This window comes from Rhodococcus sp. 077-4, from assembly GCF_047782425.1.
In the GTDB taxonomy this organism is placed as follows: Bacteria; Actinomycetota; Actinomycetes; order Mycobacteriales; family Mycobacteriaceae; genus Rhodococcoides.
On the sequence record NZ_JAJPWC010000003.1, the window covers coordinates 33,968 to 58,479 of the forward strand.

Consider the following 24,512-nt stretch of genomic DNA (forward strand, 5'->3'; position numbering starts at 1 on the left):
CCGGTTGCATCGGCTCAGCCCTCCCCCGAAACACCCACTATTGGGTGCGCGGCGGACGCGACGCCGACGACTACCCCCGTTCCGGCCGACCCGACCACCACACCGATGCCGACGGTCGAATGCACACCCCCTGCCCCGATCGTCACCAGCACAACCACACCCGCAACCACAACGGCGGAGACAATCGAGGCGCCGACCGTACCGACGACCACCACCGCCACAACAGTTCCGACGACCACAACAGTTCCGACGACCACGGTGACCTCCGAGCCGACAACCTCGTCAGCGACGATCACGGATTCGACGACCACGGATTCGTCGCCCACCACCTCGGCAACCGCGACGCCGACGTCTCCGATAGCGACCACCCCGATCAGCTCTGCCGCATCACCTCAGCCGGCCGCACGCGCCGCTGCAGCACCTGCTGCGAGCTTGCTGAACATTCAGGCGAACAGCGGGCTGATCGGACAAGCAGGTCAGGGTGCGTTGACTCCGGGGGTGCCGTGGACCGGGAACATGAGCCTCAGCGTGGTCGACGTACTCAGCAATTGGACGTCGACGGTGAGCCTGACACCGTTCCGAGGGAGCAACACTGGCAGGACGGTGACACCGGTCGCGTCCTACTCCGCTCCCGAGTCCAACTGCCTGCTTCTGTTCGCGAAATCCCCGGGCGTCAGCAACGTGCCGCTGTCGGCTACAGCCGTCAACGCGAAAACCGGTGGGGGCGTAGCCTGCCTGACCAGCTGGACAGCCACGGTAAACATCTTGGTGCCGAACAGCGGACTGCTCGCCGACACCTACACCGCCACCCTCACTCATTCGATCTACTGAGCAACGGTCAACCGCGCAGGATCGTCTCCATTTTCTTACCTTTGGCGAGTTCGTCGATCAGCTTGTCCAGGTAGCGGATTTTCTGCATGAGGGGGTCTTCGACGTTCTCGACGCGTATTCCGCAGACCACTCCGGTGATCAATGTTGCGTTCGGATTCAGGTCCGCGACGGCGAAGAAGTCGTCGAACGTCGTTTCGGACTGGAGATGACGGTCGAGGGCCGGCTGGTCGAATCCGGTGAGCCAGCAGATGATCTCGTCGACCTCGGCTTTCGTCCGGCCTTTTCGCTCGGCCTTGGTGACGTAGTGCGGATAGACCGAGCTGAAGGCGGTGGTGAATATCCTGTGCACGATGGTCAATCTAGACCCCTTCGCGTAGATGTGACATTGCACCGCCCACACGCAAGCAGTGGTCCATCGACGCGAACCGGGGCATAACGATTCCAAGATTTCGCGCGCGAGGGCAGCAGTCTCGGACGGCGTCTTGCCGACCTTGACACCTGCAGCCTCGAGTGCGTCCTTCTTGGCCTGCGCCGTTCCCAGCGAACCGGAGACGATGGCACCTGCGTGGCCCATGGTCTTGCCCTCGGGAGCGGTGAAGCCTGCGACGTAGCCGACGACCGGCTTGGTCACGTTGGCCTCGATGTAATCGGCTGCACACTCTTCAGCGTCGCCACCAATCTCACCGATCATTACGATGACCTTTGGTGTCGGGATCCGCCTCGAACTCGAAAGAGCAATTAACCCCGATGCCTGTCAGTCACGCTAGAAAATGGCTTCAAACGCCTTTTCGTCGACCCGAAAAACATTCCCACGGAATGACGAACCAGGATCGGTTTTGACGCCTATACAAATCGAGCCTTTGGCAATAACCGAGTGGAGATTCGTGCCGTCGTACTGAAGCGATAGAACACGTGATGAACCCATGCCACCATCACGCAATTCACCGACAACCACATCGCCACGTGATATTTTAGCCCGGTTTTCCAGCTTGAAAGCATGCACGTCGATTTTGTGGTAATAATTCTCAACTTGAGCGATTTCTACAAAGCAAGGAGAACTTACGACAAGCTGGCGAGCATAATATTCAAATATTTTGAAGCACAGCTGTTCCACGACGCCAACATAGGTGCGGAGCACCGCTCGGTCTAAGATCTCCGACTCATAGGAGTGGGCTACCGTGTTTCGGCGGCTGATAAAATCATCCAAGAAATTCTCAAGATCGTTATGCACCCCCAAAAGCTCGCCCCAAGATTCTGTCGAATACAGCTTCGATTCAATTTGATCCAACTGAACGCCGAGACGCGCCAAACCTTCACGAAGAATATCAATCCTTAGGTTCGAGGCACGTTCACGCATGACCACTGGACTTAAACGGTAGTCCACAGCCGCGTCCAGACAACTAACGAGAGCACGAGCAATCTCATCCGCATCATCTTTGGTCACCCTTCCGGAAATCGAACCTCGACTTAGCAGGTTCCGCGCTGCGGTGTCGTGGTGCTTTTTTACAGAATCAGGCAATGATTCATACACGGGAAAGAACGACCGAGCCTCATCAGCGTAATGTGTGAATAAGGAGTCAATAAACTCTTCCAAAGCAGCTGAAGTGCTAATTAAGACACCGGCATAAATTGACTGACGCCAGCCTATCAATCGCGTCGCGCTATTTAGCAGCTTCGACTCGGCGTCCATGAACTGGGAAATGTCACGAAGACGCTGGCTTGTGCGGTCTAATATGTACCTCATTCTACCGTGTACCTGATTTTGTCAAATGGGTATCGACATAACGAAGAAGCAACTTATTCCGGGCATCGACGTCCGAAGCATTCACACGCCGCCCATCCATGACACGTTCGTTCGACGAGTACAGCGATTCACGACCCTCTGCTAAAGCAGAGGCATTCTGCAGCAATTCGCTGGAATAATCGATACGTTGCGAAATCGCAAACATCAACGGCTCGTAAACCACAACGGTAGGCTCCGTAATCCATACCCAACCTGAATGCCGCTTCCGGTAGAGCCAAAACGCCGATTCGCCGAAAATCTCAAATATCAACCTTGCGGTCTCCAAAAAAAGCTCGCGCAGTTGCGAAATCAAAACTGGACTAAAGTTGTTTGCGGAGCGAAGATACGAATCTAAGTACTGCCGTTGATTCTTCGTAAGTCGACCAACTCGTCCGCTTCGGCGCTGTCGGTAGGCAAAAAAGCGCAAAACTAGTTCCACATCATACATTGACCGAACTCGTGAAACCTGCGACCGCCCTGATGGTTCTGATACGGCCATAGAATCATCGCCAAAACCCCACATCTGCACGAAAGCATTAGTGCCGGCCAGTTCCGTACAAAGATCGTTCATTGGCCCTGCGAACAATGCGTTCCGCGACTCCTGCGGTGTCAAATCTACGCCGCCACTATTGATACGCTCGAATACGAGTTGTTTCAATTGGCTAGCCTCTTCCGGCGACTTGCCAGTTTCATGGAGCAATATTACCGCACTAAGATAACGGCGATCGATCGTTCTCTGATCGCGCTCGGGAAGCTCGGAGTATTTTTTCTCATTCAGATCTGAAAGCACCTCAAGGCCCTCAAGGCTATACACGCCCCCGTAAAATTCTCGGATCGCTGTTAGACGCTGCAAGCCATCCATAACCTCGAACTGGCCGAGGTCTGACTCGTATAAAAAGATTGGGGGGATTGGCACATTTAGCATGAATGACTCGATCAGTCTGGACCGTCGCTTATCGTCCCACCGATGGCGTCGTTGGAAGTCAGGTGTTAGATTCCAGGTGCTCCCCGCAACCAGATCTGGAATCTGAACTACTTGATAGCGAGCTTGCTCTGTCACGATACGGAAGTCACGCCCAATCTTCTGTTCCCAAGATTGATCGAGATCGACGAGTTCTCCCTCCAGCAATGACGTGTCATCTACGGGAACGTCTTTGGCCATCGTGTACCTCTCCTCGGTTATAACACCTTCTGAGCCGGGGTAATGCCGCGAGAAAGAACTATTCGTCCAGTAGTTCCGCAATTGCGCGGTTAGTGAGTCTCTCGACGTTCGACAAATCTGCACTGCTGCCAAGATCGACACCTTGCAGCAGGGTTCCCCTGACTACCGAGCGTACGTCCCCCCGACCCACCTTTATATCGGAGTCAAGAAGTGTCTTCAGACGAGCCAATGCTCTTTCGTAAAGAAGTTCGACACTGTCCCACTGAGCGGTCACGAACGTTCGCTTACGGCAAACGACGATACTATCCAGATTAAACGGCTCCAACGCGCCCAACTTAACAACACTGCTACTCATCTCGCCTTTTATTGGCTGAATTGAGGTCACTACGATCCCTGCTTGATGGAGAGACTTGGTCAATTCGACCCAACCTAGCAACTTCGAATGGTGAAAGGTGAACGCTATCAAACCGTCGTCGCGAAGAACTCGTTCACATTCCATCCAGATTGGATAGACTGCTTCCCCGAATGCGTGTGCGCTATTCTGCTGCACCTCTTTTGGGTTTCGCGTACTGTTCGCTTTAGTCGGGTACTCTTCGTGTGGCCCGATCTGCCGCAACCAAGCGTGGAAAAAGTCAGCTAATTCGGCGTAGTTGACACTGTCCACGTATGGAGGATCCGTCAACACGAGATTTACGGACTTGTCTGGAATATCTGTTGAGGCTGAGTCACCAGTCGAGATATATACGGCTGATTCTTTGCGATCCTCAAACGACTCCCAATCGGTCACAATAGTCTTATCAATAGGGTGACTGCGGTCGGATACTTTTGCAATCTTATCGTCGTCTATAACGATGTCGACTGGCCTGATTTTGTAGTCGTACGCCCTACCCAGACGACTCTTCATCAAGGATGAGAATCCCCCCGAAGAACCCAAGACGCCCCAGGGGTTCGCTTCGATTGGAGTTCTCTCTGGCCGTAACACATGATTGGCGAACATGCCTCGTACAGCACCCGTTCCTTCGCCTTTATAAGTTGTGAAGCGGTTGTTGAACTCCAGTGACCCCGAAAATAAAGTCGCCATTGCTTCGCGCTCGGGACTGTGCGGCGTGATATCCCTTATGGAGGTTGCTATTTTGGAAAGGCTGACCAACTGCCGTGCATTAAAAAACTGATCCCAAAATCTAAAGTTCCATTTGAGGGGCTGTCGAGTATTTACCCCGTGCCGTAGCTCGCCTACTGGGAGAACAGCGGATTCTTCAAGTGTCTCCAGATGGCTCTGGGAACGCTCATACAGCTTGCGGTCCCACTCGGTTATTGGCTCATAGACCCGTTTCCCATCCGGATTCCCAACCAGTTTCGCATACATTTTATAGTTTGGTATGTTTCCATTTAACGCATCGATTACCGATGTTTGGTGGTGATTTCGGCAAGTCATTGTCGCGCCAGATACGGGCCCATTGCGAATAAAAGAATGCCCGTTTGGGCACTGAGCCTTCACGAAATCAAAGTTCTCCTGTGATATGGCTAGACATTCAGGGCAGACTACCTGCACAGCCGGGCGTCTAGCAGTGTAAGCGTGCCTGGCGTATGTAGTCCTACTCAGAAGGTTGACGTCGTCTTCGCACACGGGACACTTAGTGGTTGCGACCCAGAAAAAGTATAAGATCGGACGGCCATCTTCGGCACTGTAAAGTTCTGATATGAACGGTCTACACGCGTCTTCCACAATTTTAAAAGACGTTTCTAAATCTTGCTGATCCCAACTTTGTAGCGCTTGCCGCTGCACGAGCGACGCAACTGGGTTTATATCGAAAGATATGGCCTTAGCGCCGCACTTAACTGATTCAACCGCTGTAGTGCCCGATCCTGCGAATGGGTCGAAGACGGTAATATGCGAAAAGTTTCCTTTTTTAGAAAAGACTGACATTGCATCGGATGAAGTCTCAACAAGCGACGACACAAGCATGGCCCTAAAGACACCACCTAGGCGCTTTGCCCACCATTTATGCGTGCTAGTTGCCGGCCGGTACAGCTCTTTTCTCCACGACTCTACTTGGGCTAGCCGGCTGAATTCTAATGCGGGAAAATCGAACTCCAGCGCAGTTCGACTCGGCACCGAGTTCGGCTGACCGACGGCTGCTGTGGTCATTTTGTCAGCCAAGATGGATGGTTGGGCTAAGCCAGTGTTCACCACCACGGCTGAGTTCCTCGTATCTGGGATAGTGAGGCTGTGCGGAAAGTAGTCCTGCGGACGTTTCGGGGTGGTCATCGAAATTCCTCCAAACCGTGGCCCATCCCCGCCGCCTTCTTCTATCTAATCCGGCCCGCACCACACGTCGGTCAAGCACCGTCTGATGGTAGTCCAAGCTGAAGCGCAACGGGCGAACGACTCACAATTCTGCCCGAAGGTGACAACAGAGTCGGGCCCCATCGCAGTCTGCGATGGGGCCCGACTCTTGAGAAGGCGCTGAAACTTACTTCACGGACATCGATTCCAGGATTTCGCGCGCGAGGGCAGCAGTCTCGGACGGCGTCTTGCCGACCTTGACGCCCGCGGCCTCGAGTGCGTCCTTCTTGGCCTGCGCCGTTCCCAGCGAACCGGAGACGATGGCACCTGCGTGGCCCATGGTCTTGCCCTCGGGAGCGGTGAAGCCTGCGACGTAGCCGACGACCGGCTTGGTCACGTTGGCCTCGATGTAATCGGCTGCACGCTCTTCTGCGTCGCCACCGATTTCACCGATCATGACGATCAACTTGGTCTCGGGATCGGCCTCGAACGCCTCGATGGCGTCGATGTGCGTCGTACCGATGACGGGGTCGCCGCCGATGCCGATGGCCGTCGAGAAGCCGAAGTCACGAAGCTCGAACATCATCTGGTAGGTCAACGTGCCGCTCTTGGAGACCAGGCCGATGGGGCCGGTTCCCGAGATGTTCGCGGGCGTGATGCCGACGAGAGCCTCACCGGGAGTGATGATTCCGGGGCAGTTGGGACCGATGATGCGGGTCTTCTTGCCCTTCTCCACGTTGTAGGCCCACGCGTATGCGGAGTCCTGCACCGGGATGCCCTCGGTGATGACGACGAGCAGCGGGATCTCGGCGTCGATTGCCTCGACGATGGCGTCCTTGGAGAAGGCAGGCGGCACGAACGCGATCGAGACGTCGGCTCCGGTCTTCTCCATGGCCTCGGCGACGGACGCGAAGACCGGGAGTTCGATGTCGTTGCCGTCGGCGTCGACATGCTTGACCGTGGTGCCGGCCTTGCGTGCGTTGACGCCACCGACGACCTGGGTTCCGGCCTTGAGCATCAGGGCGGTGTGCTTGGTGCCTTCGCCGCCGGTGATGCCCTGGACGATGACCTTGTTGTCCTTGTTCAGAAAGATTGACATGGTTTCCTCTACTTCGCTGCCAGCTCGGCGGCCTTGTCGGCGCCCTCGTCCATGGTTCCGGCGAGCGTCACCAGCGGGTGCGCGGCGTCGGCGAGAATCTTGCGGCCCTCTTCGACCTTGTTTCCATCGAGACGGACGACCAACGGCTTGTTGGCGTCGTCGCCCAGCTTCTTCAGTGCGCCGACGATGCCGTTGGCCACTGCGTCGCATGCGGTGATACCGCCGAAGACGTTGACGAACACGCTCTTGACCTGCTCGTCACCGAGGATGACGTCGAGGCCTGCGGCCATGACCTCGGCCGAGGCACCGCCACCGATGTCGAGGAAGTTGGCAGGCTTCACGCCGCCGTGTGCCTCGCCTGCGTATGCGACGACGTCGAGGGTCGACATGACCAGTCCGGCACCGTTTCCGATGATGCCGACCTGTCCGTCGAGCTTGACGTAGTTGAGGTCGTTCTCCTTGGCCTTGGCCTCGAGGGGATCGGCTGCATCCTTGTCCTCGAAGTCGGCGTGGCCGGCCTGACGGAAGTCTGCGTTGGCGTCGAGCGTCACCTTGCCGTCGAGGGCGAGGATCTGATCGTCCGGGGTGCGAACCAGCGGGTTGACCTCGACCAGGAGAGCGTCTTCGTTGATGAAGACCTCCCACAGCTTCTGGATGGTCACCGCAGCGGCGTCGAGCACCTCGGCGGGAAGCTTGCCCTTTTCGGCGATTTCACGAGCAAAAGCAAGGTCGACGCCCTTGACGGCGTCGACCGGGATACGTGCGAGTGCGTCGGGGTTCTCCTCCGCCGTCACCTCGATTTCGACGCCACCCTCGACCGAACACATCGCGAGGTAGGTGCGGTTGGTGCGATCGAGCAGGAAGGAGATGTAGTACTCCTCGGCGATGTCGGACGCTTCTGCAACGAGAAGCTTCTTGACGACATGGCCCTTGATGTCGAGTCCGAGAATCGCTTCTGCGTTCTCGGTGGCTGCTGCGACGTCCTTGGAGTACTTGACGCCACCGGCCTTTCCGCGGCCGCCGACCTTGACCTGTGCTTTGACCATCACTGGCTTGCCGATTTCTTCGGCAATCTCTGTTGCTCCGGCGACCGTGTCTGTGACACGACCTGCGGAGGTGGGTACGCCATGCTTGGCGAACAATTCCTTCGCCTGGTATTCGAAGAGATCCATCAGCTCACCGTCTCGTCTACGTTGACGCCCGCTCCAGGGGTGTGAGCGGGTCTGAGCATGGACTTTATCCAGGTGCCCCGACAGCGCATCGGGCGCATGGATGCTATGTGGCCTATCTCACCGCCGACACGGCGATGCAATGGCCGTCACCGATCGGTTCGACGGGCCGAAAGTGCCGCCGCGACACCGAGAACGAGAATTCCGAGCACCGCAGGCACGACGCCGGGGCCCATTTCCGGGTCGGTGGCGCGCGCAGACGTCAGCGGCCACGACGCGAGATGGAGGGTTCCTGCGACGGCTGCTGCGCCGAGCAGAACGCTGCCGCGAGCGGGCCGTGCTCGGGCCGCGACGACGGCGGCGACGACGACTCCGACGGCGAGCAACATTTGGCCCCAGGTGTCCCAGCCCCACGGGAACTCGGTGACGGTCGCAGCGGTGACATCGCTACCGCGGTACAGGGGGAGGGCCAGTGCGACGGCGAGGAGAACGGCACCGAGTAGCGCGGTGAACAGCACCGGAACGTCGGTGCGTGCGTCCGCCGAGGTATCGACGTCGTCGCGTTCGGCCGAGCCGGCGAACAACGCCAGCAGTCCGGTCGCTGCCGCTGCGACGACGCCCGCGATGATCGCGAGCGCGCCGACGCCGGTGCTCACGCCTTGTACGTCCTCGGCGAGCACCACCGACTGCAACACCCCTGCCGCCGCCGACACTGCACCGAGCCAGAACACCGACACGAACGGCCGCGCAGCCGAGGCGAACTCGGAGAACAGCAGCGGCACCGACCCCAGAATCATCACGAACCCGGCGACCAACACCACGCGGGTGGCCAAGATCTGCGGCACGGCGTTCCCCGAGTCGGTCTCGAGAATCGGCAACAGCGATCCGACGACCAGCAGCACGCCGGCGAGAACGCCTGCACTTCCGGTGCACGCGTGCCACCTCGTCGCTCCTGGGCCGGTTACGACACGGGCACCTCGACGCGCGGTCCGTTCTTCTGCTCGTTGCATGGCCCGGCGGTCACGAACCGCAGCGACGGGCGCGAGCAGCGCGCCACAGACCAGCAGACCGAGACCCGCTGCCGTGCCCAGGTAGGCACCGAGGCCGGCATCCACTCGGTCGCCGGTGCCGAGACCCGCGAGCAGACCGACCCCGGCGAATCCGAGCACGCCGATCCCCGCCCCGACCGATGCACCCGACGCCACCAGCGGCGACAGCGAGGCCAGCGCAGATGCGGCCACCACGAGCGCCGCGATACCGACGACTCCGGAACCGATCGCAACGAATACAGGCGACTCCACCACCGCAGTCACGATCACCACCGGATCGGCGGAGCGATACAGCGAGGCGAATGCCGCAACCGCCGCCAGGACACCGAACGCGCCGAGCACTGTCGAGACCAACGGTCCGACGCGACCCGCCGCCGCGCGCCCCACGTGCTCGGAGTAGACCGAGTGGCCGTACCCGTCACCGAGCCCGGCGCGATGCACCGCCGACCACCCCGCAACGCCCGCCAGAACCGACGCAGCGTGACCGCCCAGCAGAACATAGGAACCTGCGGTGGCGTCGAGCATCGCGGCACTCAGGGGGCGGAACAGCTCGAGCCGGTTCGCGTCGATGGGATCGGACAGCAACGCAACATCGAGCAGTGCAATTCCCAGAGACACCGCGCCGTAGCCGGCCAGCAGTGCGGCGGCGAGTTCGACGCGCTTGACGGCCACTCCCACAGCAGCGCAGACGGCAACCACTATCGGTAGAGCACCGGCCGCAATCGCGGCCGCCGCGACCCCGTCACCCACCGGCGAACCGTCGACGCTCCGGACGACACCGATCGACTGGGCAGCGACGGAAGCAACGGCGGCCACCAGAGCGAGTACGACTGCAACTGCGACGCGTGAGGTGGGAGACGGATCGCCGGATCGACCGAAGTCTTCGTCCTGAGCTCGGATGCGTTGCGGTTCCGCTCGCTCGGATCCGCGGGCGGACGAGTCGTCGGCGGAGGAGTCGTCGAGAATGGGAGTCGGCACTCGGATCACGGTATCGGCTCGATCGACGCGATCATCGTTACTCTCGCCGTGTGCCGGTCTTGTGTCCGATTACGAATGTGGCTCGTCACGACATATCCGCTGGTCGACTTGTGAGCCATCTCACATATGTGGCCGGTTTGGGCTGTTAACTTGCGCGCCCCGCAATCATTTCGTTACCGTCTGCCGAGTCTTTCAGTAACGGCCAGGTCACGGATAACGGAGGTTGTAGGTCTTGCAGCAACACCGTGCGTCCTTCACCTCCAGCCGGTTCTCTCGACCTTCGGCTGAAGACGCGACCACGGTCTACAGCTACGAGCCTGCTTCCGACGCGGCCGCAGAGACCAACGCGTACGACGCCTACTCGTACCCCGCTTACGAGTACGTGGAAACCCCGTACTTCGAGGCCGACGAGACACCGACCGTCGTGACCACGTTCGCAACGACCGCAGACACCACCCCCGTGGCCCGTCGCGGCGGCGCACACCGAATTCCCCTTCCCCCCACCGCCCTCAAAGGCCGAGCAGCAGTTCTCGCCGTTGCCGCCGGTGCCGTGGTTGCTGCAGGCCAGGCCGTCGTCAACGACGACTCTCCTACCGCGGTTGCCACCTCCGAGTACGCACTCGCCGCCGGTGAAGCACCCGCAGCGGCCGCAGTCGCAGCCACCACGACTCCGCAGACCACCGAGCTCCAAGACGACTCGTCCAGCGTGACGCCGTCCGAGGCACCGCAGATCCTCAGCATTGCCGCGCCGGTCGACCTGAGCCAGTTCAACGACCTGCTCGCCAAGGGTCAGCGTTTCAGCGACGAGCGCGCTGCACGCGAGGCCGCTGCACGTCGGCCACTGTTCGCGCTGCCGGCTCAGGGCACGTACACCTCCAACTTCGGCACTCGATGGGGCGTACTCCACGCCGGCGTCGACGTTGCCAATGCCATCGGAACTCCGATCTACGCCGTCGCCGACGGCAAGGTGATCGACTCCGGTCCGGCCGCAGGCTTCGGCATGTGGGTCCGCCTGCAGCACGCCGACGGCACGATCACCGTCTACGGCCACATCGACACCTCGACCGTCACTGTCGGTCAGACCGTCATGGCAGGCGATCAGATCGCAACCATGGGTAACCGTGGCTTCTCCACCGGGCCACACCTGCACTTCGAGGTCCACCTCCCGGGCGAGGTCAAGATCGACCCGCTCCCCTGGCTCGCTTCCCGAGGAATCTCCCTCGGACCCGAGATGGACTGAGCTTCCACTTCACCGCACAACAAGCCGGACCCCGCATCTGCAGGGCCCGGCTTTCTCGTTCTCGGTCTCTTACAGCTTGGTCATCGGGACGCCGCCGATGAGCATCATCTTCACGCGGCCGGCCGAACCGAAGTCGATCAGCACCATCGCCTTGACTCCGGCTCCGGTCGATTCCAGCACCGTGCCCAGGCCGTACTTGTCGTGACTGACTCGATCGCCCACAGCGAGAACGAGATTGGAGTTGCGTCCCTTCGCGGCACCGAAACTCGGTGACGAGCTCTGACCGCGGTTGGAGGACCCGCCGTAGCTGCCAGAGCCGTAGTTGCCCGAGCCGTAGCTGTTGGAGCCGTAACCGCCTCCGCCCGATCCGTAGCTGCCGGATCTGCCGCCGCCGATTGCGCGGCCTCCCCCGGTGCCCGGATCCTCACGACGCCAGTCGATCAGGTGCTGCGGAACCTCTTGCAGGAAGCGCGATTCCGGGTTGGCGATGGGTTGGCCCCACGCCGAGCGCATGATGGCGCGCGTGAGATAGAGGCGCTGCCGCGCGCGGGTGATGCCGACATACGCCAGCCGCCGTTCCTCGGACAGTTCGTTCGGATCGCCGAGCGCCCTCATGTGCGGGAATTGACCGTCCTCCCAACCCGTCACGAAGACAACCGGAAACTCCAGACCCTTCGCGGTGTGCAGCGTCATCAAGGTGACGACGCCGGTACCCGAATCGGGGATCTGATCGGTGTCCGCCACCAGAGAGACTCGTTCGAGGAACGCTGCGAGCGAACCGGGCTCGGCCAACCCGTCGACGCCACCGTCGTCCTCCGCACCGGCATCGTCGCCGGTTTCCAACGCTTCTTCTGCCACCGCAGCCAGATTGCGAGCCTCGGACGTGAATTCTCTTGCCACGCTGACGAGTTCGTTCAGATTGTCGAGTCGAGCGCCGTCCTGCGGATCGCTGCTGGCTTCGAGTTCGCCGCGGTAGCCGGTGCGATCGAGCACGGCTTCGACGACATCGCCGATGTCTGCGATGTCGTTTCCGTCCCCGTCGGTCGCGGTGAGTACGGCGCGCAATTCGTCGAGCAATTCCATGAACTGGGCGATCAACTTCTGCTGCCGCGAGTTGAGCAACGCCACCTTGCCCGCAGCCGCATCGTGCAGGGCGCGGGAGAAACTGATGTCGCGCTGCTCTGCGTGCACCGCGACGCAGGCCTCGGCACGGTCGCCGATCCCGCGGCGTGGAGTGTTGAGGATGCGTCGCATGCTGACGGTGTCGTCCTCGTTGGACAGCACGCGCAGGTATGCGACGAGGTCGCGTACTTCTTTGCGCTCGTAGAATCGGACGCCGCCGACCACCTTGTAGGGCAGCCCGAGTCGAATGAAGATCTCTTCGAGCGCGCGCGAGGAGTTGTTGGTCCGGTAGAAGACGGCAACCTCGTCGAAGCGCACGTCTCCGCCGTCGACGAGTCGGTCGATCTCCGACGCCACGAACGACGCCTCGTCGTGCTCGTTGTCGGCCACGTATCCGACGATCAGCTCGCCCTCGCCGGTGTCGGTCCACAGCTTCTTCTCGCGTCGGCCGGTGTTGCGTGAGATCACGGCATTGGCGGCGGAGAGGATGTTCTGCGTCGATCGGTAGTTCTGCTCGAGCAGAATGGTGCGCGCGTCGGGGTAGTCGCGCTCGAACTCTTCGATGTTGCGAATCGTCGCGCCGCGGAAGGCGTAGATGGACTGATCGGCGTCGCCCACCACGCACAGCTCACCGGGTGCGACGGTGCCCTCGAGTGCGCCGTCCGCGTCGGGGGTGCCGACCAGCTCGCGTACCAGCATGTACTGGGCGTGGTTGGTGTCCTGATACTCGTCGACCAGAACATGCCGGAACCGGCGGCGGTAGTACTGCGCCACCTGCGGGAATGCCTGCAGGATGCCTACCGTTTCGCCGATGAGGTCGTCGAAATCCATGGCATTGGCCGCGCGCAACCGCTGCTGGTAGATGCCGTAGACCTTGGCCACGAGCCGAGGAAGTTCGGCGGGATCGCCGTCCGCATCCTCCGCAGCCTTGTCCGGGCCGATCAACTCGTTCTTGAGGTTGGAGATCGCCGTCGAGAGCAATCGGGCCGAGAACTTCTTGGTGTCGATCTGCAGATCTTTGGAGATCATCGTCAGCAATCGCCGCGAGTCGTCCGCGTCGTAGATGGAGAAGTTCGAGTTCAGACCGGGCAACAGCGCAGCCTGTGCGCGCAGGATGCGGACGCAACTCGAGTGGAACGTCGAAACCCACATCGCGTTGGCCCGCGGTCCCACGAGTCCGGCAACTCGCTCGCGCATCTCGGCAGCGGCCTTGTTGGTGAATGTGATGGCCAGAACCTGACCGGGTGAGACTCCTCTTTCGGCCAGCAGATAGGCGATGCGACGCGTCAGCACAGCTGTCTTGCCCGAACCGGCTCCGGCCACGATGAGCAGCGGAGATCCGGTGTGCACCACGGCCTCACGCTGCTGGGGGTTGAGACCCTCCAGCAGGGCGTCGGACGAAGTGTTCTTTCGGGACTCGAGGCCTTGGAGGAATGTGTTCATCGTCCGGTCAGATTACCGGCGCGTACCGACAAACCCACATCGCGTGGTCGTCGACCGAACCGACGACTTTTCAGGACGGTTGACCCGTGGCACACTGGATCGGTGATCGAAAAAACCGTACGTCATTGCCCGCGTCGGGTCGGCCACCGTCCGTTCACGCGCACGGCAGCCTGTCGACAGTCGTAACGCCCCTGGTTCCAGGCGGGGGTCTCGGAGATCCCCAGCGGAGGTACGAGGCGGGAACCGAACCGATTGGGATGCAGTTCCGAATACGAGAGGCGTAACGGTGCCGGACGACGCAACGATCCAAGATGTGACCCGAGGAGAGACGATGGCCATGACGACGAAGATCGACTCAGAGACTGCATTGCCCACCAGCGAAGCCGAGATCAACGACCTGCGCCAGGAAATCGACCGCCTCGACGCCGAGATCCTCGCCGCTGTGCGACGTCGATCCGAGGTCTCGCAGATCATCGGACGTACCCGCATGGCCTCCGGCGGACCGCGCCTGGTGCACAGCCGTGAGATGAAGGTTCTCGAGCGTTTCAGCAGCCTGGGCCAGGAAGGCCACACGTTGGCCATGCTCCTGCTCCGCCTCGGCCGCGGTCGTCTCGGCCACTGACCGACCCCGGTTGGGCGCGCAGATGCACGCCCAACCGACGTTCTACTTCAGTGCGATGTACTTGGTCTCGAGGTATTCCTCGATTCCCTCGGATCCGCCTTCACGGCCGAATCCGGATTCCTTCACTCCGCCGAACGGCGCTGCCGCGTCCGAGATGACTCCGCGGTTGACGCCGACCATGCCACTGTCGAGTGCGTCGGCCACCCGCAGAGCACGGTCCAAGTTCTCGGTGTAGATGTACGACGCCAGGCCGTACTCGGTGTCGTTGGCCGCGTCGATTCCTTCCTGCTCGGTGTCGAAGCCGACGATCGGTGCCACCGGCCCGAACACCTCTTCCTTCAGAATCCTGGCCTCGGCCGGCACCTCGGTGAGCACCGTCGCCGGGTAGAAGTAGCCGTCTCCACCCGGTGCGGTGCCGCCGAGAGCAACCGTCGCGCCCTTGGCCACCGCGTCGTCGACGAGTTCTTGCACGGTCTCGAGCTGATCGGCGTTGATCAGGGGCCCGAGCTTGGTATCGGGGTCGGTGCCAGGCCCGAGGGTCAGCGCCGACATCTTCGCCACGAGCTTGGTGGTGAACTCCTCTCGCACGCTGTTGTGCACGTGCAGTCGGTTCGCCGCGGTGCACGCCTCGCCGCCGTTGCGCATCTTGGCGAGCATCGCGCCGTCCACCGCCTCGTCGATATTCGCGTCGTCGAACACCACGAACGGGGCGTTGCCACCCAGTTCCATCGACGTTCGCAGCAATCGCGTCGCCGACTTCTGTACGAGGGATTTACCGACACCCGTCGAGCCGGTGAACGTCAGCTTCCGCAAGCGTGAATCTTCCAGCAGAGGTCCGGTGACGTCACCGGACTTCGACGTCGTCAGCACCGACAGCACACCCTCGGGTAGACCGACCTCCCCGAAGATCTGCGCCAACAGCAGCATGGTCAGCGGAGTCTCGCGCGCCGGCTTGACGACGATGGTGCAGCCTGCCGCAAGAGCGGGCCCGATCTTCCTGGTGCCCATTGCCAACGGAAAGTTCCAGGGAGTGATGGCCAGAACCGGTCCGACGGGAGCCTTGGTGACGAGAATTCGACCGTTGCCTGCGGGAGCCGGTGTGTATCGACCCCCGATTCGCACGGCTTCCTCGGCGAACCAGCGGAAGAACTCGGCTCCGTACTTCACCTCGGCCTTGGATTCGGCGAGGGCTTTACCCATCTCCAGTGTCATCAGCAGCGCGATGTCGTCGGCGCGTTCGGTGACCTTCTCGAACGCCGCTCGAAGGATCTCACTACGTTCGCGGGCAGGTGTTGCCGCCCAGCCCTTCTGCGCCGCGGCGGCCGCGTCGAGCGCTTTCATCGCGTCGGCGGGCGATGCGTCGGCCACCTCGGTCAACGGCTTACCTGTCGCGGGATCGTTCACCGCGAACGTCTTACCGCCCTCGGCGTCGACGGCCTTTCCGCCGATCCACAGTTTTGCCGGAATCGATTCGATCAATGCACGTTGGTCCATACCGTCCATGATGCCTCCGCAGTGCCTGATGCAAACGAGAACGACGCGCGCGTGGCGTCGGCCCGCATTAGTGTTGGCACGTATGAGCGTCGATATCACCGGCACGGATGCCTGGCAGAAGCTGACCGATCACCACTCCGCGATTGCCGATACTCCTCTCCGAACTCTGTTCGCCGATGATGCCGACCGAGGTCGCACATTCACCCTCGACGCCGCAGACCTGCACATCGACTACAGCAAGCACCGCATCACCGCCGAGACCCTCGAGCTGCTGATCGAACTGGCCCGCACCGCCGATGTCGAGGGCAAGCGCGACGCCATGTTCGCGGGCGAGCACATCAACACCTCCGAGGACCGCGCCGTTCTGCACACCGCGCTGCGTCTACCGGCCGACGCGTCGTTGACCGTCGACGGCCAGAACGTCGTCGCCGACGTACACGAAGTCCTCACGGCCATGGGCGAATTCACCGATCGAGTGCGGTCGGGCGAGTGGCTCGGTGCTACCGGCGAGAAGATCAGCACGGTCGTCAACATCGGGATCGGTGGGTCCGATCTCGGACCGGTCATGGTCTACAACGCGCTGCGCCATTACGCCGACGCAGGTATCGACGCTCGCTTCGTCTCCAACGTCGACCCCGCCGATCTGGTCGGCGCGCTCGACGGACTCGACCCTGCCTCGACGCTGTTCATCATCGCGTCCAAGACGTTCTCCACCCTCGAGACGCTGACCAACGCCACCGCCGCCCGGCGCTGGCTCGTCGACGCTCTCGGCGAGGATGCCGTCGCCAAGCACTTCGTCGCCGTGTCCACCAACGCCGAGCGGGTTGCGGAATTCGGTATCGACACCACCAACATGTTCGGTTTCTGGGATTGGGTCGGCGGACGCTACTCCGTCGATTCCGCAATCGGGTTGTCGGTCATGGCGGTTGTCGGGAAGGAAGCGTTCGGCGAATTCCTCGATGGCTTCCATCGCATCGACGAGCACTTCCGGACCACCCAGCTGGCCCAGAACGCGCCGGTGCTGCTCGGCCTCATCGGCCTGTGGTACAGCTCCTTCTTCGGCGCGGAAACCCGTGCGGTGCTGCCGTATTCGAATGATCTCTCCCGCTTCGCGGCGTACCTGCAGCAGCTGACGATGGAATCCAACGGCAAGTCCGTCAAGGCCGACGGCTCCCCCGTCACCACGCCGACCGGCGAGATCTTCTGGGGCGAGCCGGGCACCAACGGCCAGCATGCCTTCTACCAATTGCTTCACCAGGGAACACGTTTGGTGCCCGCGGACTTCATCGGATTCGCCGAGCCCACCGACGATCTACCCACCCGTGACGGCACCGGCTCGATGCACGACCTGCTGATGAGCAACTACTTCGCGCAGACCCAGGTACTCGCCTTCGGCAAGACCGCCGAGGAGATCGCCGCCGAAGACACTCCGGCAAATGTGTTGCCGCACAAGGTGATGCCCGGCAATCGCCCGTCAACCTCCATCCTCGCCCCCAAGCTCACGCCGTCGGTGGTCGGTCAGTTGATCGCCCTGTACGAGCACCAGGTCTTCGTCGAGGGCATCATCTGGGGAGTCGACCCCTACGACCAGTGGGGCGTAGAACTCGGCAAGACCCAGGCACTCGAACTGACACCGGTACTCACCGACGCCGAAGCTCCTGCCGCGCAATCGGATTCATCCACCGATGCAATGGTGCGCTGGTACCGCGGGCAGCGGGGTCGTTCGGTCTGAGGTCGGTCGGTCGGTGGATCTACGGCCCCAGTAGGAATCTACGCACCTTGCAGGCGGTGTGGATTCCTGGACGGGCCGTAGATTGCGCTCAGCGGATCCAGACAGGTCAGCCGTGCGTCCAATTGAGTATGGACTTCGACCAACGTGGGCTCTTCACCCGTGCCGATGCACTCGCGTCGGGCTTCACCGATGACGACCTTCGACGGGCACGCGCACACAAGTCCATCGTTGCAATCCGCAGAGGCTGGTTCGTTCGAGGGGATGTCTTCGCAACACTGGACTCTGCGCAGCAGCATGCACTCCTGGCTCAGGCGACCCATGCCGATTCCGGCGACGACGTCGTACTGAGTCATGTATCCGCAGCGGTGGTTCTCGGACTCGACGTGTGGAACTTACCGCTGGACACGGTGACGATGACCACACGTCGCGGCCACTCGGGCAAGCGCAGTCGACGCCGGTTCCTTCACGGCACCGATCTACTCGACAACGAGTGGCTTCATCTCGACGGTATGCGTGTCACACGCCCAGCACGCACAGTCGTCGACGTCGCCAGGACTCATCCACTCGAGGTTGCGGTGTGTCTCGGTGATCGGGCATTGCGCCACGGCCTCACCACAATCGACGAACTCGAGAACTCGTGCGATGCGGCGCAACACCGAAGCGGTGCTGGACGCGCACGACGTGCAATCGGCGCGATGAGTGCACGCAGCGACAGTGTCGGCGAAAGTCGATCGCGACTGATCCTGCAGACAGTGTCGACTGCGCTGTCCAATCAGACGATCTTCGACGAAGGCGGTCGACGCATCGCCCGTACCGACTTCCTGTTTCCCGACCTGGCCGAGGTGATCGCCGAGTTCGACGGGGAAAACAAGTACGGTCCGCAGCCACGGCAAGCGATCATCGCAGAGAAGAATCGCCACAACCGGCTCGCCGAGCAGGGCAGGACCGTCTTCAGATTCGACTGGCGGGACTTGTCGACTCCGCATGTCATCATCGACAGGCTTGATGCTGCCTATCGGCGTGCGTTGCTCCTCGGCCCGCCGAGTGGACGGTACGCCGAGCTACCCCTTCCCGCCGCTACGGCGCTCGTAGGAATATGCGCACCCTACAGGCGGTGCGGATTCCCACGAGGGGCGTAGATCCGCCCCGCTACACCCGACCCAACACCGTCGCCGTATCAACTCCTGTGGGCAGGGTGCCGAAGGCGATGCCCCAGTCGCGGTCGAGGCGACTGGCGCAGAAGGCATCGGCCACAGCGGAATTGCCGTGCATCACCAGTTGCGCGCCCTGGAAGGTCAGGGCCATCAATTCGACGACTCGTCGGGCCCGGTATTCCATGTCGGAGGTATCGGAGAGTTCCTTGCCGACGCGGGCGATGGCGTCGTCCAAGCGAGAATCCACGCCCGACGCCTTACCGATCTCACCGAAGAACGCCTCGACGCTGTCGGGTTGGCGGGCCAGTGCGCGGAGGGAATCGAGTGCGGCGACGTTGCCGGAGCCTTCCCAGATCGACATCAACGGCGATTCACGAAACAGTCTCGGCATTCCCGATTCCTCGACATAGCCGTTGCCACCGAGACATTCGAGTGCTTCGGCGGCGTGTGCGGGTGCTCGTTTGCACACCCAGTACTTGGTGACGGCCAACGCGATTCGACGCAGTGCGCTCTCCTGCTCGTCGCCGCGGGCCGAGCCGTCGGTTGCCTGCGCCAGGCGAATCATGGCGGCGGTGGCGGCCTCGGATTCGATGGTCAAGTCCGCCAGCACGTTTCGCATCAGCGGCTGATCCACGAGAGAAGCACCGAACGCCGCCCGATGCCGTGCGTGATGAACCGCGCGCACGGTGGCGTTGCGTATTCCGGCCGCGGACCCGATGACACAGTCCAACCTGGTCATGTTGACCATCTCGATGATGGTGCGCACGCCGCGACCTTCTTCGCCGACGAGCCAGCCGGTGGCCCCGTGATATTCGAGCTCGCCGGATGCATTCGACTTGTTGCCCAGCTTGTCCTTCAAGCGCTGCAGCATCATTCGGTTGCGGGTGCCGTCGGGCAGTACGCGCGGGAGCATGAAGCACGAGAGTCCGCCCGGTGCCTGCGCCAGGGTGAGGAACATGTCCGACATCGGCGCAGAAGTGAACCACTTGTGGCCGACGATCGAATACGTTCCGTCCGACGACGGTGTGGCGGTGGTGGTGTTGGCGCGTACGTCGGATCCGCCCTGCTTCTCCGTCATCGACATGCCTGCGATCAGTCCGCGCTTCGTCGACGGGGTACGCAGACCGAAATCGTATTCCCTCGATGCCAGCAGCGGCTCGTACTGCGCAGCCAGAGAAGGGTTGTGCCGCAACGCTGGAACGACGGCGTAGGTCATGGAGATCGGGCACATGTGGCCGGCGTCGGTCTGTCCCCAGACGTAGAACTTCGCCGCGCGGGCGACATGAGCACCCACTCGATCGTCGGTCCAGGGGCTGGCATGCAGGCCGTGCTCGACGGCGACGGTCATGAGATCGTGCCAGTGCGGGTGGAATTCGACCTCGTCGATGCGATTGCCGTATCGATCATGGGTCTTCAACACGGGCGGGTTCTCGTTGGCGAGCCTGCCCCACTCCTGGGCCTGCACCCCGCCTGCGAGAGCACCCAGGACTCGCACCTCGTCGACCGCCCACCCGCCGCCGGCCCTGTCGAGACCGTCCAGCAGCGATGCGTCGGCCGACGTGTCGTACGGCGCCAGGTCGGGTGCCTGGTTGAATACTTCATGCGTGTCCATCTCGAACTCCTAACGCGCGCAGTGACAATGCGACGAGACTGGGTATGGGATCGACGCAGTCGTGCGAGGACAATGGTCCTACCATCACTTCGCCGACGGCACCGACCAGGGCCGCCGCCGACACAGCGGCGTCCTGCTCGGGGATTTCTCCGGCCGCGATGCCTGCGACGATCGCGTCGGCGAAGGCATCGGTGAATTTCTGCCGGAAGACCAGACGTTCGGCGTCGACGGCTGGATCGACCGGCTCGGCGAGCAGCGCGAAGGCCATCGTTCGGTTCTTCAGCGCGCGCCCGGCGAATGTCTGCACCACCGCGGTGACCCGCTCGGACGTACTGCCACGAGCGGCGACGGCGACGACCGCCGCCACTTCTCGGTTGCACACTCGGCGAAATACCTCGACGACCAGTTCGGATTTGCCGTCGAAGTGGGTGTAGACGCTGCCTGCGGATACTCCCGCGGCCGCTGCGACCGAGGCGACCGACAGGCCGGCGTATCCCTTGGTGGACAGGACCTCGACGGCGGCAGCGAGCAGCTTGATGCGGCCGGCATCGAGCCTGGCTTGGACCGCGGGTGTTCGCCTGTAGGGCACCGAAGGATTGAAGCACTGATTCATTGCTTCACGCAAGAGAACTCGAGTAACGTTCACTGACATGCCGGTACGGATCGAGCGATCAGGCCCCGTCACCACCATCGTCTTGTCGCGCCCGGAGGCACGCAATGCCGTCGACGGCCCCACCGCCCAGGAACTGATCCAGGCGTTCGAGGAGTTCGACGCCGACGAATCAGCGTCGGTGGCGGTGCTCTGGGGCGAGGGCGGCACGTTCTGCTCGGGAGCCGATCTCAAGGCACTCGGCACCTCGCGCTCGAACCACGCGACCGAACACGGCGACGGTCCGATGGGCCCGACGCGCATGCGGTTGTCCAAGCCCGTCATCGCGGCCGTCTCGGGATACGCCGTCGCGGGCGGACTCGAACTCGCCCTGTGGTGCGATCTCCGTATCGCCGAGGACGACTCCACGTTCGGCGTCTTCTGTCGGCGCTGGGGAGTGCCCCTGATCGACGGCGGCACAGTGCGGTTGCCGCGCATCGTCGGTACCGGCCGGGCGATGGACATGATTCTCACCGGTCGCGCCGTCGATGCCGAGGAGGCACTGAACATCGGACTGATCACCCGAGTGGTTCCGGTGGGCCGAGCCCGCTCGGAAGCCGAGGCCTTGGCCGCCGAGCTCGCCCTGCTGCCGCAGACCTGCATGCGCGAGGATCGACTGTCCCTCCTCGAACAAGACGGCCTCGACGAGGAGTCGGCCCTGAAGAACGAATTTCGACACGGTGCCATCTCGATCAATGCCGACGCGCTCAGCGGTGCCGGCAGGTTCGCATCGGGCGCGGGACGCCACGGCACCGCGAGTCCGTGATATCGACACGCCTGTCGGTGATCGACGAGATCTTTCTCCGCACTCACCGCGGTTACGGCATTCCCATTGCCCTGCAAGGTATCTGGCGCACCACCGAAACGGTCGGCCGAGAAGAACTCGGCAGGGTGCACGACGAGCTGGCCATCGGACAGCTCGGCCGCCGAGTCGGCAAGTCCCACATTCCCGGCGCTCGGCTGCGATGGGACATCTCCTCCGAGTCGCTTCCCCTCGACTACAGCCCCGATGCGATCGACGACATCATCGGATGGGCCGATGCTCAGGCAGACGTTCGACTCGACCCGCAGTACGGGCCGGGCTGGCGATTGACGGCCGCTCCCCTCACCCACGGCGGCACCGTCGTGTCACTGGTGTGTTCGCATGCGCTGGCCGACGCTCGTGGACTCATAGACGCAGCTGCACAGGCCTTCTCCGGTACGTCGACGCCCGTCCGCCCGGCCGGCTCGGATGCGAGAGACGCGTTCGCCACGGTCCTCACCGTCCTCGTACGCTGCATCGCAGCGACGGCGAGGTTGTGGGTCAGCAAGAAGGCTCGAGCCGAACTACGCGCGTTCACCACCGCCGACACCGGCGGAATCGCCCCGCATCGCGCGCGACAGATGCACTCGGTGATTATGGATATCGATGCGGCCGAGTGGGATTCGGCTGCCCGACGCATGGGCGGATCGGCCAATTCACTGTTCGTCGCCGTTGTCGCCGCCACGATGAGCGAACTCGGATCGCCCGCGGTGACCGTCGACATTCCCTTCCGCACCGGGTCCGGTGACGCCAACGCGATCGCCATGGCCACCGTCGCCGTCCGCGGAGACGACTCGCCCGCGGCCATCCGGGCGGCATGCAAGGCGGCGTTCGGCAAGCCGGTGGGAGCGCCCGCAGGGTATCCACCCGAGATCGTTCAGTTGCTTCCCCACCGCGTCGCCGCCAAGCTGACGTCCAACCCGGGCCGCGGAGAAGTGTTGTGCTCCAACATCGGCGACATTCCCGACGCCGTCCACGCACTGGGCCCGCATCGCTCCTGCGGGTTGGCGACGCGGGCAATCCATCCCAACCCGGCCGGTGAGCTGGCGACGATCAGGATGTCGACCTACATCTCCCGGATGGACGGCAACTACACACTTTCGCTCGTATGCACCGACGACGCCCTGGTCGGATCACCGGCCGAACTCACCGCGGCGGTCCGAAGAGCTCTGGCACCGCAGAACCTGGCCGGCAAACCCTGGTAGGTCTACCGTTGTCGCCATGAACGAGCACGATATCCACACCAAGATCCAGCAGCTCATCGCCACCGAGCACAAGCTCCGCACCGAAACCCAGTCCGGCGAGATCGACCCGGACACCGAGAAGGCTCAGTTGGCCTCCCTCGAACACGCGCTCGACCAGTGCTGGGACCTGCTCCGCCAGCGTCGCGCCCGCATCGATGCAGGCAAGGACCCCGACACCGCAACCGCCAACACCGTCGACCAGGTCGAAGGGTACTTGCAGTAAAGTCCGGTCATTCCGCAGGCTCCACTCCTGCAATCAGACCATCCGATCCGTCAGCACGTTCGGCAGGAACCGCAGCGCCGCGTCGATGCCCCGCCACTTGAGGCCGGGCAGCGCGGCGCGGCGGGTTTCGCTCTCGATCGCGTCGACCATCGCAGACACGCCCTCCTCCAGAGTGGCTGTGAGAGCAGCACTGTCGCCAGCTTTGGCGGACATGTCGGTAGCGATGAAGCCGGGCAGCAACGTGGTGACGGCAATGTCGGTTCGAGACAGTTCGGTCGCCAGCGATTCACCCAGCGAGGCCACTGCAGCTTTGCTGGCCGAGTAGGTCGCCTTCGCTCCCGGCAGTCCCCTGTCCGCGCTGATGGACGAGACGAACACCAGGTGCCCGCGCTTCTGCTCCCGGAAGATCGCAAGTGCGGCCTCGGCCTGCGACAGGGCACCGATGAAGTTGGTGCGCGCGGTCTCCAGATTGGCGTCGGCTCGCCCGGTACCGATCTTCGCGCCCTTACCCAGCCCGGCGTTGACGATCACTCGATCGAGTCCGCCGAGTTCCTCACGCAGTGTGCCGAAGACCTCGCCGACGGCGTCGTGATCGGTGACGTCGAGAGCGCGGACCGCCACGGTGATGTTCGGGTTGTGGTGCATCAACTCCACGCGCAGTTCGTCGAGCCGCTCGACCCGTCGGGCGCAGAGCGCCAGATCTCGGCCCATGCCGGCGAACCGCCGGGCCATTTCCTCACCGAGACCCGAACTCGCTCCGGTGATCAGAATCTTGTTCCGCGTGGTCGCCATAAGCGGCGAGCCTATGTCACTGTGG

General features: G+C 62.2%; 21 protein-coding genes and 1 pseudogene. 8 read left to right on the forward strand and 14 right to left on the reverse strand.

Translation table 11 applies throughout. The annotated features are described in order from the left end of the window. Positions 1-14: 14 nt before the first annotated feature. A complete protein-coding gene (locus ACNEOT_RS16430) occupies positions 15-368 on the reverse strand; it encodes a hypothetical protein (protein WP_415975275.1) in 354 nt (117 codons plus the stop codon). Between the two features lie 64 nt (positions 369-432). On the opposite strand from ACNEOT_RS16430, the gene ACNEOT_RS16435 reads away from it, so the two are divergent. Next, on the forward strand, positions 433-831 hold the full coding sequence (locus tag ACNEOT_RS16435; RefSeq protein WP_415975277.1) for a hypothetical protein: 399 nt from the start codon (positions 433-435) through the stop codon (positions 829-831). Positions 832-838: 7 nt separating this feature from the next. Here ACNEOT_RS16435 and ACNEOT_RS16440 read toward each other — a convergent pair whose 3' ends face one another. From ACNEOT_RS16440 to ACNEOT_RS16475, 8 genes and pseudogenes are all read right to left on the reverse strand, one after another. Then, entirely contained in the window at positions 839-1,183 is a 345-nt protein-coding gene (locus ACNEOT_RS16440) for a DUF2200 domain-containing protein (RefSeq protein WP_415976323.1), read from the reverse strand. Positions 1,184-1,264: 81 nt separating this feature from the next. Further along, a pseudogene (locus tag ACNEOT_RS16445) lies at positions 1,265-1,543 on the reverse strand (succinate--CoA ligase subunit alpha); the annotation flags it as partial. Positions 1,544-1,594: 51 nt separating this feature from the next. Then, positions 1,595-2,575: an MAE_28990/MAE_18760 family HEPN-like nuclease gene (locus tag ACNEOT_RS16450; RefSeq protein WP_415975278.1), complete on the reverse strand. Its 981-nt coding sequence runs from the start codon at positions 2,573-2,575 to the stop codon at positions 1,595-1,597. A gap of 1 nt (position 2,576) precedes the next feature. Continuing rightward, the gene (locus ACNEOT_RS16455; protein ID WP_415975280.1) at positions 2,577-3,776 is read right to left on the reverse strand and encodes a DUF262 domain-containing protein; all 1,200 of its coding nucleotides are present in this window, start codon (positions 3,774-3,776) and stop codon (positions 2,577-2,579) included. 58 nt (positions 3,777-3,834) lie between these two features. Further along, positions 3,835-6,045 (reverse strand): SAM-dependent methyltransferase, encoded by a 2,211-nt coding sequence (locus tag ACNEOT_RS16460; protein WP_415975282.1) that lies wholly within the window; start codon positions 6,043-6,045, stop codon positions 3,835-3,837. Between the two features lie 205 nt (positions 6,046-6,250). Next, positions 6,251-7,162, reverse strand: coding sequence for a succinate--CoA ligase subunit alpha (sucD, locus tag ACNEOT_RS16465; protein ID WP_415975283.1), 912 nt, complete (start codon positions 7,160-7,162; stop codon positions 6,251-6,253). Between the two features lie 8 nt (positions 7,163-7,170). After that, positions 7,171-8,334 (reverse strand): ADP-forming succinate--CoA ligase subunit beta, encoded by a 1,164-nt coding sequence (sucC, locus tag ACNEOT_RS16470; RefSeq protein WP_415975284.1) that lies wholly within the window; start codon positions 8,332-8,334, stop codon positions 7,171-7,173. Positions 8,335-8,480: 146 nt separating this feature from the next. Continuing rightward, positions 8,481-10,358, reverse strand: a complete 1,878-nt coding sequence (locus ACNEOT_RS16475) for a hypothetical protein (protein WP_415976383.1) — start codon at positions 10,356-10,358, stop codon at positions 8,481-8,483. 232 nt (positions 10,359-10,590) lie between these two features. Between ACNEOT_RS16475 and ACNEOT_RS16480 the strand changes: the two genes are divergently transcribed. Beyond that, positions 10,591-11,598, forward strand: a complete 1,008-nt coding sequence (locus ACNEOT_RS16480; RefSeq protein ID WP_415975285.1) for a M23 family metallopeptidase — start codon at positions 10,591-10,593, stop codon at positions 11,596-11,598. Between the two features lie 69 nt (positions 11,599-11,667). On the opposite strand, the gene ACNEOT_RS16485 is transcribed toward ACNEOT_RS16480, so the two are convergent. Further along, positions 11,668-14,163: a UvrD-helicase domain-containing protein gene (locus ACNEOT_RS16485; protein WP_415975287.1), complete on the reverse strand. Its 2,496-nt coding sequence runs from the start codon at positions 14,161-14,163 to the stop codon at positions 11,668-11,670. Between the two features lie 331 nt (positions 14,164-14,494). On the opposite strand from ACNEOT_RS16485, the gene ACNEOT_RS16490 reads away from it, so the two are divergent. Next, complete coding sequence (locus ACNEOT_RS16490) at positions 14,495-14,785, forward strand: chorismate mutase (RefSeq protein WP_032396247.1); 291 nt, start codon at positions 14,495-14,497, stop codon at positions 14,783-14,785. Positions 14,786-14,827: 42 nt separating this feature from the next. On the opposite strand, the gene ACNEOT_RS16495 is transcribed toward ACNEOT_RS16490, so the two are convergent. Beyond that, positions 14,828-16,279 (reverse strand): NAD-dependent succinate-semialdehyde dehydrogenase, encoded by a 1,452-nt coding sequence (locus tag ACNEOT_RS16495; RefSeq protein ID WP_415976325.1) that lies wholly within the window; start codon positions 16,277-16,279, stop codon positions 14,828-14,830. An 82-nt stretch (positions 16,280-16,361) separates the two neighbouring features. On the opposite strand from ACNEOT_RS16495, the gene pgi reads away from it, so the two are divergent. Both pgi and ACNEOT_RS16505 read left to right on the forward strand, forming a co-directional pair. Next, positions 16,362-18,011, forward strand: a complete 1,650-nt coding sequence (pgi, locus tag ACNEOT_RS16500; protein WP_415975288.1) for a glucose-6-phosphate isomerase — start codon at positions 16,362-16,364, stop codon at positions 18,009-18,011. A 122-nt stretch (positions 18,012-18,133) separates the two neighbouring features. Beyond that, on the forward strand, positions 18,134-19,150 hold the full coding sequence (locus tag ACNEOT_RS16505) for a hypothetical protein (RefSeq protein WP_415975289.1): 1,017 nt from the start codon (positions 18,134-18,136) through the stop codon (positions 19,148-19,150). A gap of 10 nt (positions 19,151-19,160) precedes the next feature. Here ACNEOT_RS16505 and ACNEOT_RS16510 read toward each other — a convergent pair whose 3' ends face one another. Both ACNEOT_RS16510 and ACNEOT_RS16515 read right to left on the reverse strand, forming a co-directional pair. After that, positions 19,161-20,777 carry an acyl-CoA dehydrogenase family protein gene (locus tag ACNEOT_RS16510; RefSeq protein ID WP_415975291.1) on the reverse strand — a complete coding sequence of 539 codons (1,617 nt, stop codon included), beginning with the start codon at positions 20,775-20,777 and terminating at the stop codon, positions 19,161-19,163. Further along, positions 20,764-21,366: a TetR/AcrR family transcriptional regulator gene (locus ACNEOT_RS16515; RefSeq protein WP_415975292.1), complete on the reverse strand. Its 603-nt coding sequence runs from the start codon at positions 21,364-21,366 to the stop codon at positions 20,764-20,766. The genes ACNEOT_RS16510 and ACNEOT_RS16515 overlap by 14 nt, the downstream gene beginning before the upstream one ends. Positions 21,367-21,427: 61 nt before the next feature. Between ACNEOT_RS16515 and ACNEOT_RS16520 the strand changes: the two genes are divergently transcribed. Genes ACNEOT_RS16520 through ACNEOT_RS16530 form a run of 3 tightly spaced genes read left to right on the forward strand, consistent with a single transcriptional unit; the run spans position 21,428 to position 23,695 of the window. Continuing rightward, complete coding sequence (locus ACNEOT_RS16520) at positions 21,428-22,192, forward strand: crotonase/enoyl-CoA hydratase family protein (protein WP_415975293.1); 765 nt, start codon at positions 21,428-21,430, stop codon at positions 22,190-22,192. After that, positions 22,189-23,433, forward strand: a complete 1,245-nt coding sequence (locus ACNEOT_RS16525) for a hypothetical protein (RefSeq protein ID WP_415975295.1) — start codon at positions 22,189-22,191, stop codon at positions 23,431-23,433. Before ACNEOT_RS16520 ends, ACNEOT_RS16525 begins: the two co-directional genes overlap by 4 nt. A 16-nt stretch (positions 23,434-23,449) precedes the next feature. Beyond that, the gene (locus ACNEOT_RS16530; RefSeq protein WP_415975296.1) at positions 23,450-23,695 is read left to right on the forward strand and encodes a DUF2630 family protein; all 246 of its coding nucleotides are present in this window, start codon (positions 23,450-23,452) and stop codon (positions 23,693-23,695) included. A gap of 33 nt (positions 23,696-23,728) precedes the next feature. Here ACNEOT_RS16530 and ACNEOT_RS16535 read toward each other — a convergent pair whose 3' ends face one another. Next, complete coding sequence (locus ACNEOT_RS16535; RefSeq protein WP_415975298.1) at positions 23,729-24,487, reverse strand: SDR family oxidoreductase; 759 nt, start codon at positions 24,485-24,487, stop codon at positions 23,729-23,731. Between the last annotated feature and the right edge of the window lie 25 nt (positions 24,488-24,512).

Coding starts and splice junctions, on each gene's coding strand:
- ACNEOT_RS16450 (WP_415975278.1), bottom strand. CDS start 2,575: ATGAGGTACATATTAGACCGCACAAGCCAGCGTCTTCGTGACATTTCC.
- ACNEOT_RS16455 (WP_415975280.1), bottom strand. CDS start 3,776: ATGGCCAAAGACGTTCCCGTAGATGACACGTCATTGCTGGAGGGAGAA.
- ACNEOT_RS16460 (WP_415975282.1), bottom strand. CDS start 6,045: ATGACCACCCCGAAACGTCCGCAGGACTACTTTCCGCACAGCCTCACT.
- sucD (WP_415975283.1), bottom strand. CDS start 7,162: ATGTCAATCTTTCTGAACAAGGACAACAAGGTCATCGTCCAGGGCATC.
- sucC (WP_415975284.1), bottom strand. CDS start 8,334: ATGGATCTCTTCGAATACCAGGCGAAGGAATTGTTCGCCAAGCATGGC.
- ACNEOT_RS16485 (WP_415975287.1), bottom strand. CDS start 14,163: ATGAACACATTCCTCCAAGGCCTCGAGTCCCGAAAGAACACTTCGTCC.
- ACNEOT_RS16490 (WP_032396247.1), top strand. CDS start 14,495: ATGGCCATGACGACGAAGATCGACTCAGAGACTGCATTGCCCACCAGC.
- ACNEOT_RS16495 (WP_415976325.1), bottom strand. CDS start 16,279: ATGGACCAACGTGCATTGATCGAATCGATTCCGGCAAAACTGTGGATC.
- pgi (WP_415975288.1), top strand. CDS start 16,362: ATGAGCGTCGATATCACCGGCACGGATGCCTGGCAGAAGCTGACCGAT.
- ACNEOT_RS16510 (WP_415975291.1), bottom strand. CDS start 20,777: ATGGACACGCATGAAGTATTCAACCAGGCACCCGACCTGGCGCCGTAC.
- ACNEOT_RS16520 (WP_415975293.1), top strand. CDS start 21,428: ATGCCGGTACGGATCGAGCGATCAGGCCCCGTCACCACCATCGTCTTG.
- ACNEOT_RS16530 (WP_415975296.1), top strand. CDS start 23,450: ATGAACGAGCACGATATCCACACCAAGATCCAGCAGCTCATCGCCACC.
- ACNEOT_RS16535 (WP_415975298.1), bottom strand. CDS start 24,487: ATGGCGACCACGCGGAACAAGATTCTGATCACCGGAGCGAGTTCGGGT.